The 17,500-nt window shown below is 72.3% G+C and carries 16 protein-coding genes; 9 read left to right on the plus strand and 7 right to left on the minus strand.

Annotation, left to right across the window (positions count from 1 at the left end; genetic code table 11):
* Positions 1–28 precede the first annotated feature (28 nt).
* The 4 genes from gcvT (at position 29) to MXD59_RS18750 (ending at position 7,707) form a co-directional block, all read left to right on the plus strand.
* Positions 29–1,126, plus strand: coding sequence for a glycine cleavage system aminomethyltransferase GcvT (gene gcvT / locus MXD59_RS18735; protein ID WP_248825964.1), 1,098 nt, complete (start codon positions 29–31; stop codon positions 1,124–1,126).
* Between the two features lie 148 nt (positions 1,127–1,274).
* Entirely contained in the window at positions 1,275–2,513 is a 1,239-nt protein-coding gene (gene cobT, locus MXD59_RS18740; RefSeq protein ID WP_248825965.1) for a nicotinate-nucleotide--dimethylbenzimidazole phosphoribosyltransferase, read from the plus strand.
* A complete protein-coding gene (locus tag MXD59_RS18745) occupies positions 2,510–3,388 on the plus strand; it encodes an adenosylcobinamide-GDP ribazoletransferase (RefSeq protein WP_248825966.1) in 879 nt (292 codons plus the stop codon). Before cobT ends, MXD59_RS18745 begins: the two co-directional genes overlap by 4 nt.
* 182 nt (positions 3,389–3,570) lie before the next feature.
* On the plus strand, positions 3,571–7,707 hold the full coding sequence (locus MXD59_RS18750; protein ID WP_248825967.1) for a DUF4062 domain-containing protein: 4,137 nt from the start codon (positions 3,571–3,573) through the stop codon (positions 7,705–7,707).
* 94 nt (positions 7,708–7,801) lie between these two features.
* Here MXD59_RS18750 and MXD59_RS18755 read toward each other — a convergent pair whose 3' ends face one another.
* Together MXD59_RS18755 and MXD59_RS18760 are read right to left on the minus strand one after the other, a co-directional pair.
* Positions 7,802–9,247: a bifunctional adenosylcobinamide kinase/adenosylcobinamide-phosphate guanylyltransferase gene (locus MXD59_RS18755; protein ID WP_248825968.1), complete on the minus strand. Its 1,446-nt coding sequence runs from the start codon at positions 9,245–9,247 to the stop codon at positions 7,802–7,804.
* Between the two features lie 6 nt (positions 9,248–9,253).
* Positions 9,254–9,430, minus strand: a complete 177-nt coding sequence (locus tag MXD59_RS18760; RefSeq protein ID WP_248815986.1) for a hypothetical protein — start codon at positions 9,428–9,430, stop codon at positions 9,254–9,256.
* A 279-nt stretch (positions 9,431–9,709) separates the two neighbouring features.
* On the opposite strand from MXD59_RS18760, the gene MXD59_RS18765 reads away from it, so the two are divergent.
* The 3 genes from MXD59_RS18765 to MXD59_RS18775 all read left to right on the plus strand — a co-directional run bounded on the left by MXD59_RS18765 (position 9,710) and on the right by MXD59_RS18775 (position 11,087).
* A complete protein-coding gene (locus MXD59_RS18765; RefSeq protein WP_248815985.1) occupies positions 9,710–9,922 on the plus strand; it encodes a hypothetical protein in 213 nt (70 codons plus the stop codon).
* Between the two features lie 122 nt (positions 9,923–10,044).
* Entirely contained in the window at positions 10,045–10,494 is a 450-nt protein-coding gene (locus MXD59_RS18770) for a nitroreductase family deazaflavin-dependent oxidoreductase (protein ID WP_248825969.1), read from the plus strand.
* A complete protein-coding gene (locus MXD59_RS18775; protein ID WP_248825970.1) occupies positions 10,491–11,087 on the plus strand; it encodes a TetR/AcrR family transcriptional regulator in 597 nt (198 codons plus the stop codon). Before MXD59_RS18770 ends, MXD59_RS18775 begins: the two co-directional genes overlap by 4 nt.
* Positions 11,088–11,143: 56 nt before the next feature.
* Here the strand turns inward: MXD59_RS18775 and MXD59_RS18780 are convergent, their stop codons facing one another.
* From MXD59_RS18780 to nadA, 5 genes are all read right to left on the minus strand, one after another.
* Positions 11,144–12,109, minus strand: coding sequence for an aldo/keto reductase family protein (locus MXD59_RS18780; RefSeq protein ID WP_248825971.1), 966 nt, complete (start codon positions 12,107–12,109; stop codon positions 11,144–11,146).
* Between the two features lie 127 nt (positions 12,110–12,236).
* Positions 12,237–12,578: a hypothetical protein gene (locus MXD59_RS18785; RefSeq protein WP_248825972.1), complete on the minus strand. Its 342-nt coding sequence runs from the start codon at positions 12,576–12,578 to the stop codon at positions 12,237–12,239.
* Between the two features lie 87 nt (positions 12,579–12,665).
* On the minus strand, positions 12,666–13,139 hold the full coding sequence (locus MXD59_RS18790; RefSeq protein WP_248825973.1) for a hypothetical protein: 474 nt from the start codon (positions 13,137–13,139) through the stop codon (positions 12,666–12,668).
* 325 nt (positions 13,140–13,464) lie between these two features.
* Positions 13,465–14,073 (minus strand): DUF3043 domain-containing protein, encoded by a 609-nt coding sequence (locus tag MXD59_RS18795; RefSeq protein WP_248825974.1) that lies wholly within the window; start codon positions 14,071–14,073, stop codon positions 13,465–13,467.
* Positions 14,073–15,380 carry a quinolinate synthase NadA gene (gene nadA, locus MXD59_RS18800; protein ID WP_248825975.1) on the minus strand — a complete coding sequence of 436 codons (1,308 nt, stop codon included), beginning with the start codon at positions 15,378–15,380 and terminating at the stop codon, positions 14,073–14,075. Before nadA ends, MXD59_RS18795 begins: the two co-directional genes overlap by 1 nt.
* A gap of 635 nt (positions 15,381–16,015) precedes the next feature.
* Between nadA and erpA the strand changes: the two genes are divergently transcribed.
* Together erpA and MXD59_RS18810 are read left to right on the plus strand one after the other, a co-directional pair.
* A complete protein-coding gene (erpA, locus tag MXD59_RS18805; RefSeq protein WP_163547385.1) occupies positions 16,016–16,378 on the plus strand; it encodes an iron-sulfur cluster insertion protein ErpA in 363 nt (120 codons plus the stop codon).
* A 108-nt stretch (positions 16,379–16,486) separates the two neighbouring features.
* Positions 16,487–17,467: a carbohydrate kinase family protein gene (locus MXD59_RS18810; protein ID WP_248825976.1), complete on the plus strand. Its 981-nt coding sequence runs from the start codon at positions 16,487–16,489 to the stop codon at positions 17,465–17,467.
* The last annotated feature ends 33 nt before the right edge of the window (positions 17,468–17,500 follow it).

Raw genomic sequence — 17,500 nt, forward strand, 5'->3', positions numbered from 1 at the left:
TCGCGATGGCTCCTTTAGGCTGGGCGCCATGGCAGAGCTGCGGCGATCTCCGCTGTACGACCGGCATGTGGCGCTCGGCGCGAAGCTCGCGGAGTTCGGCGGCTGGGAGATGCCGATCGAGTACGCGGGGCGCGGCGTCCTCGCCGAGCACCAGGCGGTGCGCACCGCGGTCGGTGTCTTCGACGTCAGTCATCTCGGCAAGGCGGAGGTCACCGGTCCCGGTGCGGCCGCGTTCGTCAACGCCTGCCTGACCAACGACCTCGCCCGCATCCAGCCCGGTCAGGCCCAGTACACCCTGTGCTGCACCGAGGACGGCGGGGTCGTCGACGACCTGATCGCCTATCTGATCTCGGACGAGCACGTGCTGCTCGTCCCGAACGCGGCGAACAACGCCGAGGTCGCCGCCCTGCTGGCCGCCGCCGCACCGCCCGCGGTGACGGTCACCAACCGGCACGCCGATCTGGCGGTCCTCGCCGTGCAGGGACCCGCCGCCCCCCAGCTCGTCGCCGCGCTCGAACTGCCGACCGACGGCGCGTACATGAGTTTCGTCGAGGCATCGTGGAAGGGTCTGCCGGTCATCGTCTGCCGCTCCGGTTACACCGGTGAACGGGGCTTCGAGCTGCTGCCCCGCTGGGCGGACGCGCCTGCCCTGTGGGACGCCCTGTTCGCCGCCGGAGCCGCGTTCGACGTGTCACCCGTCGGCCTCGGCGCCCGGGACACCCTGCGCACCGAGATGGGCTACCCGCTGCACGGTCAGGATCTCTCCCGGTCGATCACCCCGGTGCAGGCCCGGTCGGGCTGGGCGGTCGGCTGGGACAAGCCGTCCTTCTGGGGGCGCGACGCGCTGCTCGCCGAGCGTGCGGCCGGCGCCGGTCGGCTCCTGTGGGGCCTGCGGGCGACCGGACGGGCGATCCCGCGCGCCCACATGGCCGTGACCTCGCCCGCCGGCGATCCGATCGGCGAGGTCACCAGCGGAACCTTCTCCCCCTCCCGGCGGGAGGGCATCGGCCTCGCCCTGCTCGACCGCGGGATCACCGAGGGCGCCACCGTCCACGTCGACGTCCGTGGCCGCCCGAGTCCGATGACCGTCGTGCGGCCGCCTTTCGTCGATTCCTCGCCGCGGTAGGTCGCCTCTCGCGGATCGTCGACCTCTGACCGCCGCTGGCCCCTGGAGCCGCGCGAAACCGTCTGGTCGGCCCGGCCGAGGCCGGGGTCGCCGCTTCCGGGGTGGGGGCGTGGCGGAGTTGTCGTAGGAATCGGGTAGTAAGGGAGTCGTGGATTCCCAAGCCGCGAACAGCGGAGTCTCCGGCGACGTGGCCAGCACCGCTGATGGTGAGAGGGGCGGCGAACCCGGCGGTGGCCTCGCCGGCCTGGGCGCCACGGGGCGCGGGATGGGGGGCGTGCCGGCTGTCCCGGTGCTGGATGGGGTGGCGATGGCGGCCGCTGTCGCCCGGCAGGGGCAGCTGACCAAGCCGCCGGGGGCGTTGGGGCGCCTCGAGGAGCTGTCGGTCTGGATCGCCGGGGTGCAGGGGATGTGCCCGCCGCGGGCGTTCGCGCGGGTGCGGGCCGTGATCGTCGCGGCCGATCACGGTATCGCCAGTGTGGGTGTGTCGGCGTTTCCCAGCGATGTGACCGCACAGATGGTGGCGAACTTCGCCGCGGGCGGGGCGGCGGTCAACGTGCTCGCCCGGCAGGTCGGTGCCGAGGTGCGGGTGGTGGATGTCGCGGTCGACACCCCGGAGCCGGCCACCCCGGGCGGGGTCGACGGCAGCGGGCCGCCGGGGCGTTACCGGGTCCGGCGGGCGAGTGACCGGATCGACCGCGCGGACGCGCTCAGCGTCGAGGAGGGGGAGCGGGCCTTCGACATCGGGCGCATGATCGCTGACGAGGAGGTGGATGCCGGCGCCGATCTGCTGGTGCCCGGCGAGATGGGGATCGGGAACACGACGCCGGCGGCCGCGGTCGTCGCGCTGCTGACGGGGCGGGAGCCGATCGAGGTCGTCGGGCGCGGCACCGGTATCGATGACGCGCGGTGGATGGTGAAGACCGCGGCGATCCGGGATGCGATGCGCCGCGGCCGGCCGTTCGCCGACAACGCGCACACGGTGCTGCGCGTCACCGGCGGTGCGGATCTGATGGCGCTCGCCGGCCTGCTGGTGCAGGCGGCGGTGCGGCGCACCCCGGTGGTGCTCGACGGGGTGATCGTCTGCGCGGCGGCGCTGGCGGCCGAGCACATCGCGCCGGGGGCGAAGAACTGGTGGGTCGCCGGCACCCGCTCGCCGGAACCAGCCCAGGCCTACGCGTTGGGCGCGCTCGGGCTCACCCCACTGCTCGACGTCGGGCTGCGCCTGGGTGAGGGCACCGGCGCGCTGCTGGCCGTCCCGCTGGTGCGGGCGGCGCAGGCGACGCTCGCCGAGATGGCCACCTTCGATCAGGCGGGGGTGAGCGGGAAGGCCGAGTCGGATGGGGCGGCTGGCTCCGGCGAGCATCCGCAGGAGCGCGACGCCACGTGACGGTCGCCCTGCGGACGGCCTTCTCGCTGCTGACCGTCGCACCGGTGCGCGGGCCGGCGCGGCTCGACCGGCGCGTCGCCGGCCGGGCGATGGCCCTGGCTCCGCTGGTGGGGCTCGTGCTGGGAGTGGTCGCCGCGCTGGTGGTCTTCGGCCTGCGGGTCTCGACGGGCATGCCGGGCAGCCGCACGCAGACGCTGCTGCCCGCCGTGGCGGGTATCGCGGTGCTGGCGCTGGCAACCCGCGGCCTGCACCTGGACGGTCTGGCCGATCTGGCGGACGGGCTCGGGGCCCGGCACGCCGGTGGTCGGGAGCGGGCGCTGGCGGTGATGCGTGAGCCGACCATCGGCGCCTTCGGCGTGGTGGCCGTGCTGTTCGTGGTGCTGTTGCAGGTCACCGCGCTCGGCGCGGCGATCACGGTGCACCGGGGCACCGTGTCGATGCTGGTCGCGGTGATGACCGGGCGGCTCGCGGTGACCCTCGCCTGCGCCAGTTCCGCGCCCGCCGCGCACCCGAACGGTCTCGGCGCGTTCGTGGCCGGTTCGGTCCGGACCCGCGACGCGCTGGTGGCTTTTGTCGGGGTGTGCGGAGTGGCAGCCCTCGCCGGGCGGTTCGACTACGACGGCGGTGATCTCGAGCGGGCCGCCCGCGCGGTGATCGCGGTGTGTGTCGGGGCCGCGGTCTCGGTGGCGCTGCGGTACTACTTCGTCCGCCGGCTCGGAGGGTTGACCGGGGATGTCCTGGGCGGCCTCGTCGAACTGACCACCGTGGTGACGCTGCTGTTCATGGCGATGACCTATCCGGACTGGCTGCTGCACCTGGTCGGCTCCGACGCGGGTTCGTCCGGGCCACCGGGCTGGCCAGGCCGCCCACGGTGATCATGGCGCTCCGGGGTGTGGTGCTCGGAGCGGACGCTCGCCGGATGTGTGCGCGATGGTGACGGTGACGGTGGGAATCGGATACGTTTCGGGTTGTGTCGGTATCGGCTGATGCGTCGCCTGGTCGCAGGTCGGGCTCGCGGTCACCGGCCGAGCCGGCGCGGCGGCCGATCGGCGCGACGATGGGTGGGCCGGGCGAGGGGATCGCTCGGCGGGTGTTCCTGAGCCACACCGCCGAGCTGCGGGGCTTTCCGCGGGAGCGGTCGTTCGTCGCGGCGGCCGAGCGCGCGGTGGCGCTCGCCGGAGACCAGGTCATCGACATGGAGTACTTCGGTGCCCGCGACGCCGATCCGGCCGAGTTCTGCGTGCGGGCGGTGCGGTCGTCCGACGTCTACCTGGGGCTCATCGCCTTTCGGTACGGCACGACCGTCCCGGGGCAGGCGCAGGTGTCGTACACCGAGCTCGAGTTCGACACCGCGACCGCGGCGGGGATACCGCGGCTGGTGTTCCTGCTGGACTACCACGCCGAGGTTCCCTTCGGTGACTTCGTCGACGAGGCTTACGCCGAACGGCAACGGGCCTTCCGCGCGCGGCTGCGGGAGTCCGGCATCATCACCGCCGGTTTCCGTGACGCCGGGGAGCTGGAAACCGCCGTCCTTGACGCGCTGGTCAAGCTGCGCGAGGCCGAACGGCGAGCCGCGGCGGCCGTGACCGCCGACATCGCCGACACGACCAGCGCCGGGGCGTCCACGGAGGCGATGGTCGCCGCACGTCCACCGGCACCCTGGATGGTGCCGGTCCTGCGGGACGGGTTCGTCCCCCGTCCGGGCCTGGCCGCGGCCGTGCTCGCCGAGCTGCGGCCGGGCGCCGGGCCGGTCGTGCTGCACGGCACCGGCGGGATCGGCAAGACGACCCTGGCCCGGGAGGTCTGCCAGCGGGTGGAGATCGCACCCCGGTTTCCGGGTGGGCTGCTGTGGGTGACGGTGGGTGAGTCGCTGCGCGGGGCGCAGCTCGCCGACCGGATCAACGATCTCAGCGAGGCCCTGGCCGGTGTGCGCCCGACCCTGTCCGATCCCGAACAGGCCGGCTTCCACCTGGGCACCCTGCTCGCCGGCGACGACCGCCTGCTCGTCATCGACGACGTGTGGAGCCGCGACCAGGTGGAGCCGTTCCTCCAGGGCGGCCCGAACACGATGCGGCTGGTCACCACCCGGCTTCGTGACGTCCTGCCCCGCTGCCGCATGATCGAGATCCCGGCGATGCGCAGGGCCGAGGCCATGGCGCTGCTGCTGCGTGACCTGCCCCCCGGATCGCTGCCCGCCGGCACGTCCACCGGCGGCGCTGTGGTGCTGGACGGCCCGGTGGCGGACGGCCCGGTGGCGGACGGTGCTCTGGCCGAGGGAGCCGAACGGCTGCTGGCCCACACCGGACGCTGGCCGGTGCTGCTCAGCCTCGTCAACCGGGCCCTCGTGCGCTATGTGCGCGACGGCATGAGCCCGGCCCGCGCCGTCGAACGGGTGCGCCGCCGGATGGAACGCCGCGGCCCCACCGGCCTGGACGTCACCCGGGCGGGGCAGCGCGCCGAAGCCGTCGAGGTGACCCTGGCGGCGAGCCTTGACCTGCTCACCGGCCATCGCCTACAGCGTTACCTGGAGCTCGCGGTCTTCCCCGAGGACGTCGAGGTGCCCCGCGCGATCCTGGACGTCTACTGGGGACGCACCGGAGACCTTGATCCGGACGAGGTCGACGATCTGTGCCAGGAACTCGCCGATCTGTCCCTGGTCGTCACCTACCGGCGGGCCCCCGCCGCGTTGCTGCTCCAGGATGTGCTGCGCGGCTACCTGCGGGTTCGGGTCGGCGCGCCCCGGCTCGCCGAACTCGAGGCCGTTCTGTGCGACGCGTTGCGCGACGCCCACCTCCCGCTGGCGCGTGAGAGCGGCGATCCGTGGTGGCTGCTGCCGGCCTCCGCCAGCTATGCCTGGACGTACCTGGTGGGGCATCTCCTCGGCGCGGGACGGGTTGACGCGGCGGTGGCGCTGCTGGGGGATCTGCGCTGGACGCTGGCCAAACTGCAACGCCCGCAGCTGGGACCGGTGGCACTCGAGGCCGATCTCGCCCTCGCCGCGGCCGCCCGCCCGGGCGATCCCCGGCTCGAGGCACTGCACCGGGTGATCCGGCAGAACGCCCATCTGCTCTCGCCCACCGACCCACCGGCGTTCCTTGGCGCGATCCTGCTCAGCCGCCTGGACGGCAGCCCCGAGCTCGCCGCCGCCCGCCGCGCCCTGGCCCGCCATGTGCCCACCCCCCGGCTGACCGGCCGCTGGCCCCGACCCGACCAGCCGCATCCCGCGTTGCGGCGCACCCTGGTCGGCCATCGGCGCACGATCGGGGGACTCGCGGCCGCCGCGGACAGCGGCCTGCTCGCCTCCGCCGGTACCGACGGCACCGTGCGGCTCTGGCAGGTCCCCGACGGTCCGGGCCGCCGGGTGCTGCACGGTCACACCGGGGCGGTCCACGCCTGTGCCCTGTCCCCGGACGGCACTCTGGTCGCCTCCGCCGGCGCCGACGGCACCGTCCGGCTGTGGCCGGCTCCCTCCACCTGGGACGACGCGCCACCCCTCGCCACCGACGTCGCCGAGGAGAGCAAGGCGGCCGAGGAGAGCAAGGCCGCTGGTGTGGCTGTTACCGCTGGCGCCGACGGTTCGTCCGCTGGGCCACGGGTGCTGCGGGGCCCGGCCGGGGCGGTCACCGACTGCGCGTTCACACCCGACGGGCAGCGGATTCTCGCGGTGGGTGTGGACGGGGTGCTGCGCTGCTGGCAGGTGCGCGACGGCGCGGTCGTGTTCACCGTGGCGGTCACCGACGCGCCGCTGCGGTGCTGCCTGGCGGCCGAACACGGCCGCTGGATCGCGGTCGCGGGTGACGACGGCATCGTGCGGATCTGCGACCCGAGGACCGGCCGTCCGAACGCGCGGCTGGTCGGCCACACCGGCGCGGTGTTGTCGCTGACCGCGCCCCCGGACGGCACCTGGGTCGGCTCGTCCGGCGCCGACGGCACCTTCCGCCGCTGGACGAACGATCCGGACCCCACGCGGACCGCGTCCTGTGACCGGTCGCCGTCCAGGGGCTGGCGGGAGGTGTGGATGATCCGTGAGCAGGCCGGGGCGATCCGCGCCGCCGCGGTCGGACGGGACGGGAACCTGCTGGTCACGACGAGCTGGGAGGGCGCGGTCCGCCTGTGGGATGTCCGCAGCGGAGCACACCGCGTGGATCTGACCGGGGCGATCGGCAGCCGCCACTGCGTCCTGTCCCCGGACGGAAGCTGGGTGGCGGCCTCGGGTCGCTACGGGACGATCCGGCTGTGGTCCACCGACGTCGACCTGCCCCGGCCGTCCGCCACCGGGCGTGAGCACCAGATGCGTGGCGCCGCTGTCGTGCGCATCCGCCCCACCCCGACCTCCGACCTCTCGGACGACCCCGCATCCACCGGGGAACGGGGCCGGCCGGTGGTCGTGACCTACACCGATGGTGGCAACACCGCCGTCTGGGATCTGGAGACCGGCGAGCCGACCGGGGTGACGTTGGCCGGTCACGTCGACATGATCCGTGGTGTCGGGGCCGCGCCGAACGGGTCCTGGGTGGTCGTGCCGGGCAGCCTCGCCGCCCTGCGCCGCGTCGACCCGGCCACCGGAGCCGTGCTTTCCACGATGACCGCGACCACCGAGATCAAGGCGTTCGCCGTTGCTCCCAGCGGCACCTGGATCGCCGCCAGTTGCGCTGATGGAACCCTGCAACGCTGGGACGCGATCAGTGGACGGCCACTGTCGGCGGCCCTGCCCGCGCATGTGGGAATGGCGGTGGCCTGCGCGGTGAGCCCGGACGGCCGCTGGATCGCCACCGGCGGCGAGGACCGCCTCGTCCGGCTGTGGACCACCGCCCTGGTCTGCCACCGGACACTCTCGGGTCACCTGGACAACGTGCTCGGCGCGGACTTCGCCCCCGACAGCCGGCTGCTCGCGACCGCCGGCGCCGACCACACGGTGCGCATCTGGCGGCTGGACGACGGCGATCCCGTCGCGACGCTGACCGGCCACAACCACACCGTGCGCGACGCCCGGTTCTCTCCGGACGGCTCCCTGCTGGCCACCGCCGGCGGCGACGGCGCGTTGTGGATCTGGGACACGGCCAGCTGGCGGCCGGTGACCATGATGCGCTTCGACGGCGCCGCCCGCTCCTGCGCCTGGCTGCCCGCCGACCTCGGCCGCGGCATCATCGTCGCGAGCTCCGCCGGCCTGTTCCGCTACGACTACGAGCCCTGAGCCGTCCCAGCTGTCCCACCCGGGTCACCCGGTCCACCCATCCCAGCCGGGTCTCCCGGGACAGCCGACCTGTCCGCCGGGGAGGTCGACCTGGCTAGGGCCGCAGGGGGACGGCGACGCCGGCGATGACCTGGCACACCTCGTCGGAGGCAGCGGCGAGTGCGGCGTTGGCCCGTCCGAGGGCATCGCGGAAACGCCGTCCGGCGGGCGTCGCCGGGACGACGCCGGAGCCGACCTCGTCCGAGACCGCCACCACCCGCCTCGCGGTGTTGCGCCACGCCTCGACCAGTTCCGCCGTGCGTGCCTCGAGCCCGTCGCCGTCCGGCGAGGCCGGTGCGTCCGGCGGGTCCAGATGGGCGGCGATCCACAGGCCGATGCCGTCGATGAGCAGCGGGGGACCATCCGTGCTCAGCAGGCCGACCAGATCGAGGGACTCCACCGTGGTCCAGGCCGCGGGCCGGCGGGCCTGGTGCGCCGCGATCCGGGCCGACCACTCGGCGTCGGAGGCGTCCGCCGGTGCGGAGGTCGCGACGTACACCACCGCCGGTTCGCCCAGCAGCCGCCGCTCGGCCTCGGCCGACTTCCCCGACCGGGCGCCACCGAGCACCAGCGTCCGCCTCGGCACCACCGCCGCGGTGGGGCGGGCACCGGGGGTGATGTCGAGGGATTCGCCGTCGTGGGGAGCGCGGGCGCCGACGTGGGCGAGGCGGCGGGCCAGTTCGTCGCCGGGCGGATTGCGGTGACTCAGATGGACGGCGAGGATCTCGGTGCCCTGGTGGATCGCGCCCCGGCGACGCAGTTCGCCGACGAGCTCGCCGAAGGTGTCCAGGCCGAGGTGTTCGCCGAAACCAGGCCGGTCGCCGTTGTTCTCCTCGAGCGCCACCACGTCGTACGCCCGGTCCACGACCGCGTCCAGGGTGCTGACGGGCAGGGGCACGGCGGTGTCGCAGCCGTAGAGCAACCGGGTGCCATCCGGTGCGGTGATGTCGTAGAGGACGGCGGGGCCGATGCTGGCGTCGCCATGGTGGGCGGCGAGCGGGCGCACCTCGTACCGCGCCCCGGCCTCACCCAGCCACAGCGTCCCGCCAGCCCCGCCGGCCTCACCCGTCCGGTCGGGTTCGGCCGGTCCGGCTGGCACGGCCTCGAGGAAACGCAGCGGGTTGCCCTCGCGGTCGGGGTCGCTGCCCTCCCAGCGGGCCAGGAAGGCGCGGCACACCTCGAGCGCCGCCGGCGGCGCGACGACGTCCAGCGGTCGTCCGGCCGCCGTCGACCAGGAGCGCCACATCAGGCTCTCGGGGCCGAGATGGTCCGGATGGGCGTGACCGACCAGCAGGTGGCGCAGCCCGGACAGGCGTACCCCGGACCGGGCCGCGGCCCGGGGCACGTCCGGCCCGCAGTCGACGAGCAGCACGTCGTCGACGAGGATCGCGGTCTGACCGCGGACCACGCCGCTACCGCGCGCCCAGGCGCAGGACGCGCAGTCACACCACGGGTTCGGCCAGCCGTCCGCGGAACCGGTGCCGAGCAGCCTCAGCCGCATCGGTGCTCAGCTGTGGCTGTGCGGGTTGCGCTTACGCTCCCAGCGCGTCATCAGCGCGAGCACGGCGGCCAGGATGAGGATTGCGACGAAGGTGACGATCGTCGCGGCCCACCAGGACAGCGGCGGCTCGTGCTCGGCGGTTTCGGCGGCCAGGACGGCGGCGTTGATGGTGGTGGTGCCCACTCGGGTCGTTCCTCCCAAAGCTGACGGACGGGGTGGCCGGCCCGACGTTACCGGCGTCGCAGACATCCTGACCTGCCGGGCCCCGTCCGCGCCAGTAGCGGGTGGGACCCCGCGTTCGGTCGCAGTGACCGGCCCGCGGGTGGCGTTCGGCACTGGTACAGCGTCGGTCGGTGCGTCCGGCGGCTCGGGGCGCGGTTGGATGAGCACATCGGCCGATCGGTCGATGGTCGAGGGCGACCCGCCTTACGGGCGTCCACAGCAGTGGGGAGGGGCCGGCGGATGACCTGGACCTGGCGCTATGAGGGTGACGACGGCGCGACGGCAACGGTCGGTGGCGCGGCCGGCTCCGAGTCGTTCACCAGTCAGGGGGACGCCGAGACCTGGCTCGGCGAGACCTGGCGGGAACTGTTCGAGGCCGGGGTCATCCAGGTGACGCTGCTCGACGCCGGCCGCCGCATCTACGGCCCGATGTCCCTGCGCCCCGTGACCTGATCGCACGATGCCGCGCTGGTCGCGGGACGGAGTTGACAGCCCGGCGGCTAACGCTGTTAGCTGAAGGCGTGGCTAACGGCATTAGCCGTGGCTTGGGGCTTCGCTTCGGAGGTGTTGCGATCATGGCTGATCACTACCGTGCGCCGGGATGGTTCACCCGTAACGTCGCCAACCGGGCGGTCGCGGGTCTGACCCGGGCCGGGGTGAGCGTGCTGGGCAGCCGGGTGCTGGAGGTGCGCGGGCGCTCCAGCGGCGAGCCGCGGCGCACGCCGGTGAACCTGCTGACCCTGGACGGGCGGCAGTACCTGGTCTCGGCCCGCGGGCACGGGCAGTGGGTGCGCAACGTGCGGGCCGCCGGTGGGGATCTCGCCCTGCTGCGCGGCCGTGGCCGCACCCGCTACCTGGCCAGCGAGGTCGCCCCCGACGACAGCGTCGACGTGCTGCGCGCCTATCTGGCCCGCTGGAAGGCCGAGGTCGGCGCGTTCTTCGAGGGCGTCGGGCCGAACTCGTCCGACGAGCAGATCCGCCGGATCGCTCCCCGCCACCCCGTCTTCGCCCTCACCCCGCGATGACGTCGACCCTGCCGCTGCCGCTGCCGCTGCCGCTGCCGCTGCCGCTGCCGCGGATCGCGGTGCGGCCGGAGCCGGCGCGTCCCCCGGCGCGGGTCGCGGAGATCCTCGTGGCGGCCCGCGACATCCTGGAGCGAGAGGGCGCGGACGCGCTCACGATGCGCCGCATAGGCGAGGTGCTCGGCATCCGGGCGCCATCGCTCTACAAGCATCTGGCCAGCAAGGACGCGCTGGCGGCGGGGCTCGCCGAGGTCGCCCTCGCCGAGGTCGGCGAGCATCTGCACAGGGCGGTGGACGAGGCTGACGCCGGCGCGGTGGCGGCGGCGCTGATCGGCGCCTACCGCGGCTACGCCCTGGCTCATCCGAACCTCTATCGGATGTTCACCGCCGGCAGGCTGCCCCGCGCCGCACTGTCGAGCGGACTCGAACAGTGGGCGGGGGAGCCGTTCTACCGGGCGACCGGTGACCCGTACCGGGCGCAGGCCCTGTGGGCGGCCACCCATGGGGCCGTCCTGCTGGAACTCGAGGAGCGTTACCTGCCGGGTTCCGACCTCGACCGGACCTATGCGGCGCTCGCCGAGGCGTTCGCCGCATAGCCGGTCAGAGGGTACGGCCGGTCAGGGAAGTGCGGATTGTCAGGGGTGGGCGCGGCTCAGGAACGGGTGATGACGTCGGCGAGGACGTCGTCGATGCGCTTGAGGATCGCCGGGTCCAGCGTGACGCCCGAGGCCTTCACGTTCTCGGTGACCTGCTCCGGGCGGGACGCGCCGATGATCGCCGAGGCGACGTTGTCGTTCTGCAGCACCCAGGCGACGGCGAGCTGGGCCATCGACAGGCCCGCGTCCTGCGCGATCGGCCGCAGGTTCTGCACCGCGGCCAGGACCTCGTCGGCGATCAGCCGGGAGATCATCTGGGCGCCGGACTTGTCGGTGGCGCGGCTGCCGCTCGGCGGGGGCTGGCCGGGCAGGTACTTGCCGGTGAGCACACCCTGGGCGATCGGCGACCAGACGATCTGCGAGATGCCGGCCTGCTCGCAGGTGGGCACGATGTCGGACTCGATCACCCGCCACAGCATCGAGTACTGCGGCTGGTTGGAGATGATCCGGTCCAGGCCGAGTTCGCCGGCGATCCGCACGGCGTCGCTGATCTGCTCGGCGGTCCACTCGGACACCCCGACGTAGAGCACCTTGCCGGCGCGGACCAGGTCGTCGAACGCCCGCAGCGTCTCCTCCAGCGGCACCGTCTCGTCGTAGCGGTGTGCCTGGTAGAGATCGATGTGGTCGGTGCGCAGCCGGCGCAGTGAGGCGTTCGCCGACTCGATGATGTGCTTGCGGCCCAGGCCCTTGTCGTTCTCGCCGGGGCCGGTCGGCCAGAAGACCTTGGTGAACAGCTCGTACGACTCACGCCGGACGCCGTCCAGAGCCTCGCCGAGCACACTCTCGGCCTTGGTGGCGGCGTACACGTCAGCGGTGTCGAAGGTGGTGATGCCCTCGTCGAAGGCGGCGCGCACGCAGGCGGTCGCCGCCTCGGCCTCGATCTTGTCCCCGTGGGTGAGCCAGTTCCCGTAGGAGATCTCGCTTACCGACAGGCCAGTACGTCCCAGACGTCGATGTCTCACCCGAACAACCTATGACCAATGAGATCAGGTAGCTACCACTCGCCAAACGGCCGACCAGCCACGACTCTGCCGGTGGGCCGTCGATCCGGTTGTGAGGCCCGGTGATCGCAGGAAGGAGGCCGTGACCTCACGTCCACCAGGTGACGGCAGTCGGGTCCGGAACCAGGCCGTCCGCCCAGTCGACGTTGAGCGACTCGCCGGGCCCGCCGGGGTCGGTGATCTCGTTGGTGAAAATGATCTCGGCGAGATCATCCGTGGTCAGTTCCGGATCGAACATCGAAGCGAACTCGGTGAGGACGTAACGCTGGCCGATGACGGGGCCGCCGGGTCCTTCTCGGTACAGCATCACCACGCTGTCGGCGTCAAGAACGCGACCGGCGACCCAGATGACGTTCTTTCCGAGTATCCGATGAGGATTCAGGACCCGATCGCGAACCAGTTCGAGGAGGAGTTTCGGATCATGCTTCATGGCTGTTCCTCTTCCTCGTCGCCACCGCCCAGTGCGGGTGGGGTCCGGTGCGCCGTGCCAGCAGCGTTGAAGGGCGGCTCGGCCCGGCTATTTTCCCAGGGCCTGGTCCACCCATGAGGGGCAGTCGAGCTCCCTGTTGTCGTTGACGCAATAGGCGGTCTGCACGCCAAGAACGCCGTTGACATTGACGTCATAGTAGTCTTTGACCTGCTTGAAATCGACTATCAATGTGACGAGAAGGCTGTCGGTGTAGTGGCAGTAGCCGTTCTTGCACTCCTGGCGGTTCGCGTACGCCTCGTACCTGCGCGCGGTTCCCTGCTGCTCGCCCCCGTTCGGGTTTCTGGAGATGAAGCGCAAGGTCTTCAGCGACCTGATCGCATGCCTTCTGGTGATCTTTGTCCAGCCGAAGCCCTTCTTGCCGTTGTAGGTGCCCTCTCGCAGGATGATGGTCCGCCCCTTGGCGTCCTTCCAGCTGTCGACGATGGTGGCGCCGTTGGCCGCTGAGGCGGCTGACGACGTCGAGTGCACGAGGGCGGGTGCAAGGAGGAGAAGGCTGGCCATCAACACGAGGGTCGCCTGTCGGCAGAGTAGTCTCACGGCTACCTCCAGATCGGGATGATTGCGCTGCGAAGCAATCTCTCTACTGTCAGTATCCTATTTGGAGTGAAAGCGGCGGTTCAACTTTTAGCCAGACATGTCTGACCAGGGCGGGTTTGGCCGTTGGTCCTAGTGCCGCAGGTCATGGCCGACGTGGCGGCGAGCGGAGCCCGTCCGACGTCGGAATCCTGGCCTGACGAGTCCATGGGTCGGGCCCGGTCGCCTGAGGTGCCTTGCGACCGGGCCCGAAACGGAGCCTGGAACCAGTAGCCGTCCGCGCGGCCGCGGGCTACGGCGTGGGGTTGGCGCGGGAGACGCGCGGGCGGGGCAGGCGCCAGCGGCGCGGCAGCAGGGCGCGCTGGGCGGCGTAGGCGCGCACCCGCACCCGGGAGTCGGGGTAGCGGGCGGTGACCCGCTTGCTGGCCTGCCAGGACAGCAGGACCGAGTCGACCACCACCGCGACGATGCCGACCAGCATCAGCAGCGTCGCGGCCAGCCGGATGGCTCCCACGGGGATCAGCCCGCCGACGAAGTAGATGACCGCGGCGATCAGGAAGAACGGGCCGACGTTGATCCGGGTGTCGACGTAGTCGCGGGCCAGCACCCGCTCGGGGGCGCGCTCACGCGGTGGCAGCCGGCTGACGTCCCCGGACATCATCGCCGAGCGGTAGTCCTGGCTCTGCTTGCGCCGGGCGGCCCGGGCCTCCTGCTTGTTCGCCGGCTTCTTCGCGGTCGAGACCGTCTGCGTGCGGGCGGCCCGGGCGGCCGAGCGCTTGGGCGTCGGACGGCCCTTGCCACCCGAGCGGCGCGGGTCGTCGTCGGCCAGCTGCTCGTCGAGGACCGCCGGGGCGTCGGACAGGTCGGGATCGGCGCCCCCACGGCGCTTGAGCAGGGCCATCAGGGCAGAGCCAACATCTGATCGAGTGCCTTCCGAGCAGGGGTGGCCACGTCCGGGTCGACCGTGATCTGGTTCGGCGTCTCCCCGCGGACGAGGGACTCCAGCGCCCAGACGAGATGCGGCATGTCGATCCGGTTCATGGTGGAGCAGAAACACACCGTACGGTCCAGGAAGACAATCGTCTTGTCGGGGTGGCGGGTGGAAAGCCGCCGCACGAGGTTCAGCTCGGTGCCGATGGCGAACGCGCTGCCGGGGGACGCGGCGTCGACGGCGGCGATGATGTACTCGGTCGAGCCGACCCGATCCGCCGCGGTCACCACCTCACGGCGGCACTCCGGGTGCACCAGCACGGTGACACCGGGTACCCGGGCGCGCACCTCGTCCACGCTCTGCCTGGTGAAGCGCCCGTGTACCGAGCAGTGGCCGCGCCACAGGATCATCTTCGCGTCGCGCAGCTGGGCCTGGCTGAGCCCGCCGCGGGGGCGCCGCGGGTCGTAGACGACGCAGTCGGCCTCGGTCATCCCGAGTTCGGCGATCGCGGTGTTGCGCCCGAGGTGCTGGTCGGGCAGGAACAGCACCCGCTCGCCGCCGCGTGCGCCGAAGGCCCACTCCAGTGCCCGTCGTGCGTTCGAGGACGTGCAGATGGTGCCGTCGTGACGGCCGGTGAACGCCTTGATCGCGGCCGAGGAGTTCATGTAGCTCACCGGCACGGTGGTGGCCTCGACCCCGGCGTCGGCCAGGTCGTCCCAGGCCTGTTCGACCTGCTCGGCGGTGGCCATGTCGGCCATCGAGCAGCCCGCGGCCAGGTCCGGCAGGATCACCTTCTGGTGCGGACCGGTGAGGATGTCGGCGCTTTCGGCCATGAAGTGCACACCGCAGAAGATGATCGCCTCGGCCTCGGGGCGGGCCGCGGCGAGCTGGGCGAGCTTGAACGAGTCGCCGGTGACGTCGGCGAACGCGATCACCTCGTCGCGCTGGTAGTGGTGCCCGAGGATGAACACCCTCTCCCCGAGGGTGGCCTTCGCGGCGGCGGCCCGGGCGGCGAGGTCCGGGTCCGCGGCCGGCGGCAGGTCACCCGGGCAGTCGACACCGCGCTCGCTGGTCGGATCCGCGCCGCGCCCCAGCAGCAGCAGCGCCAGGGGTGACGGGGCGGTACCCACTGCCGCGAGACCAGGATCCGGGCCCGGGTTCGGCCCTGGGCTCGGCGCCGGGTTCGGCCCCGGGTTCGGCCCCGGGTTCGGATTCGGCTGGACGAGGGCGGACGGCGTGCGGGACGGGTTGTGCTCGAGGGCCGGGTTGATGGTCATGACACTCCTCCGGTCGGCCGGCCCGTGAGCCTGGCCGCCTGCCATGTGTGCCGGCCGGCCAGCGCACCCGCCGGGGCCGTCCGCGAATGGTCGATGAGACTCTAACTCCCCTGGGTGTCATCGTATGCGCGGATGTGGTGTCTCGGGGGCGACTCGTCGTGGGGGTCACCGAGCGGCGGTCGCGGCTCGGCGGGGCCCCGCTCGCGCGGGTGCCAGCCGGTCTCCCGGGGGCGCTGTTCGCGCCCCTGTGACGCGTGATGTCCCACGTCGCAGGGGTCAAGGCGCCGGTCTGCCCCCGCTGGTGGGCCAGGTGTCCCACGGCCATGGGCCGGGTGGGTAACCACCGAGGACGTAACCCAAGGTGACGGGGGTCTCGTGGTGGACCGGATCGTGCCGTGGTCGGTCCTGCTCGGTCTCGCTACCATGGGAAGCGGATCCCGTCCGATGGTGTTGGGCATGGATGTCGGCGCACTGGCTGTGCCGTGTCCGGGGCGTCTGCCGGGAGTGGAGGCGTCGCGGGCAGTACCGCAAGCGACACCTGACCGGAAAGCGACCGACCGGAAACGCACTACCCGACCGGAACCAGTGGCCCGGCCCCGCCAGGCCACATCACAGCATGGGCAGGAGAAGTCTCTATGACCGTTCAGGACACGACGGAGACCGCGACGCAGTCCTCGGCCGTCACCCTCACCGAGATGGCCGCTGGCAAGGTGAAGACCCTGCTGGAGCAGGAGGGCCGGGATGACCTCAAGCTGCGCATCGCGGTACAGCCGGGTGGTTGCTCGGGCATGCGTTACCAGCTGTTCTTCGACGAGCGGTCCCTGGACGGCGACACCGTCCTGGACTTCGCCGGCGTCAAGGTCGCCGTTGACCGGATGAGCGCCCCGTACCTCGGTGGCGCGACGATCGACTTCGTCGACACGATCGAGAAGCAGGGCTTCACGATCGACAACCCCAACGCGCAGGGTTCCTGCGCCTGCGGCGACTCGTTCAACTAGCACCACCCGGCGGGCCCTCGCGGGCCGCCGCACCCCGCATCGCCTCGAAGCCCGCCGTGACCAACCCTGGTCACGGCGGGCTTCGTCGTACCGGTAGGCTGCACGATCGTGGATATCGCCCTTACCGGTTCGATCGCTACCGACCACCTGATGCGCTTTCCGGGACGGTTCGCCGAGCAGCTGCTCGCCGACCAGCTCGAGAAGGTCTCGCTGTCGTTCCTGGTGGACGAACTCGTGGTGCGACGCGGCGGCGTCGCCGCCAACATCGCGATCGGCCTGGGCCGCCTCGGCCTTCGCCCGATCCTCGTCGGAGCGGTCGGGTCCGACTTCGGCGACTACCGCGCCTGGCTGGACAGCCACGGGGTGGACACCAGCGTGCTGCGGGTGAGCTCGAGCGCGCACACCGCCCGGTTCGTCTGCACCACCGACCTCGACCTCAACCAGATCGCCTCCTTCTACCCGGGCGCGATGGACGAGTCCGCCGACATCGAGCTGGCGCCGATCGCCGAGCGGTTCGGCGGGCTGGACCTGGTCGTTGTCAGCCCCAACAACCCCGTCGCGATGCTGCGCCACGCGCAGGAGGCCCGTGAGCGCGGCTACGCGTTCGCCGCCGACCCGTCCCAGCAGCTCGCCCTGCTCGACGGCCCGCAGATCCGGGAGCTCATCACCGGCGCGGCCTACCTGTTCTGCAACGAGTACGAGAAGGCGCTGCTGGCCAGCAAGACCGGCTGGTCGGACGAGGACATCCGCGGCGTGGTCGGTGTATGGGTCACCACCCACGGCAAGGACGGCGTGGTGATCGAGGCGCCGGGTCAGGACCTGATCCGGGTGTCCGTCGTCCCCGCCCGCGACACCCCGGACCCGACCGGTGTCGGCGACGGTTTCCGCGCCGGTTTCCTCGCCGGCCTGTCCTGGGGTCTCCCACTCGAGCGGTCCGCCCAGGTGGGCGCGCTCATCGCCACCCTGGTGCTCGAGACCGTCGGCCCGCAGGAGTACGAGGTCGACCCGGCCGAGGCGGTCAAGCGCCTCGCCGAGGCCTACGGCGAGTCCGCCGCCGCCGAGATCGCCGAGCACCTGCCCACCGCCTGATCACACGCCCGGCCTGCCCGGTCTTGCCTGCCC

Origin of the sequence: Frankia umida (assembly GCF_023242945.1) — a bacterium.
Classification (GTDB): Bacteria; Actinomycetota; Actinomycetes; order Frankiales; family Frankiaceae; genus Frankia; species Frankia umida.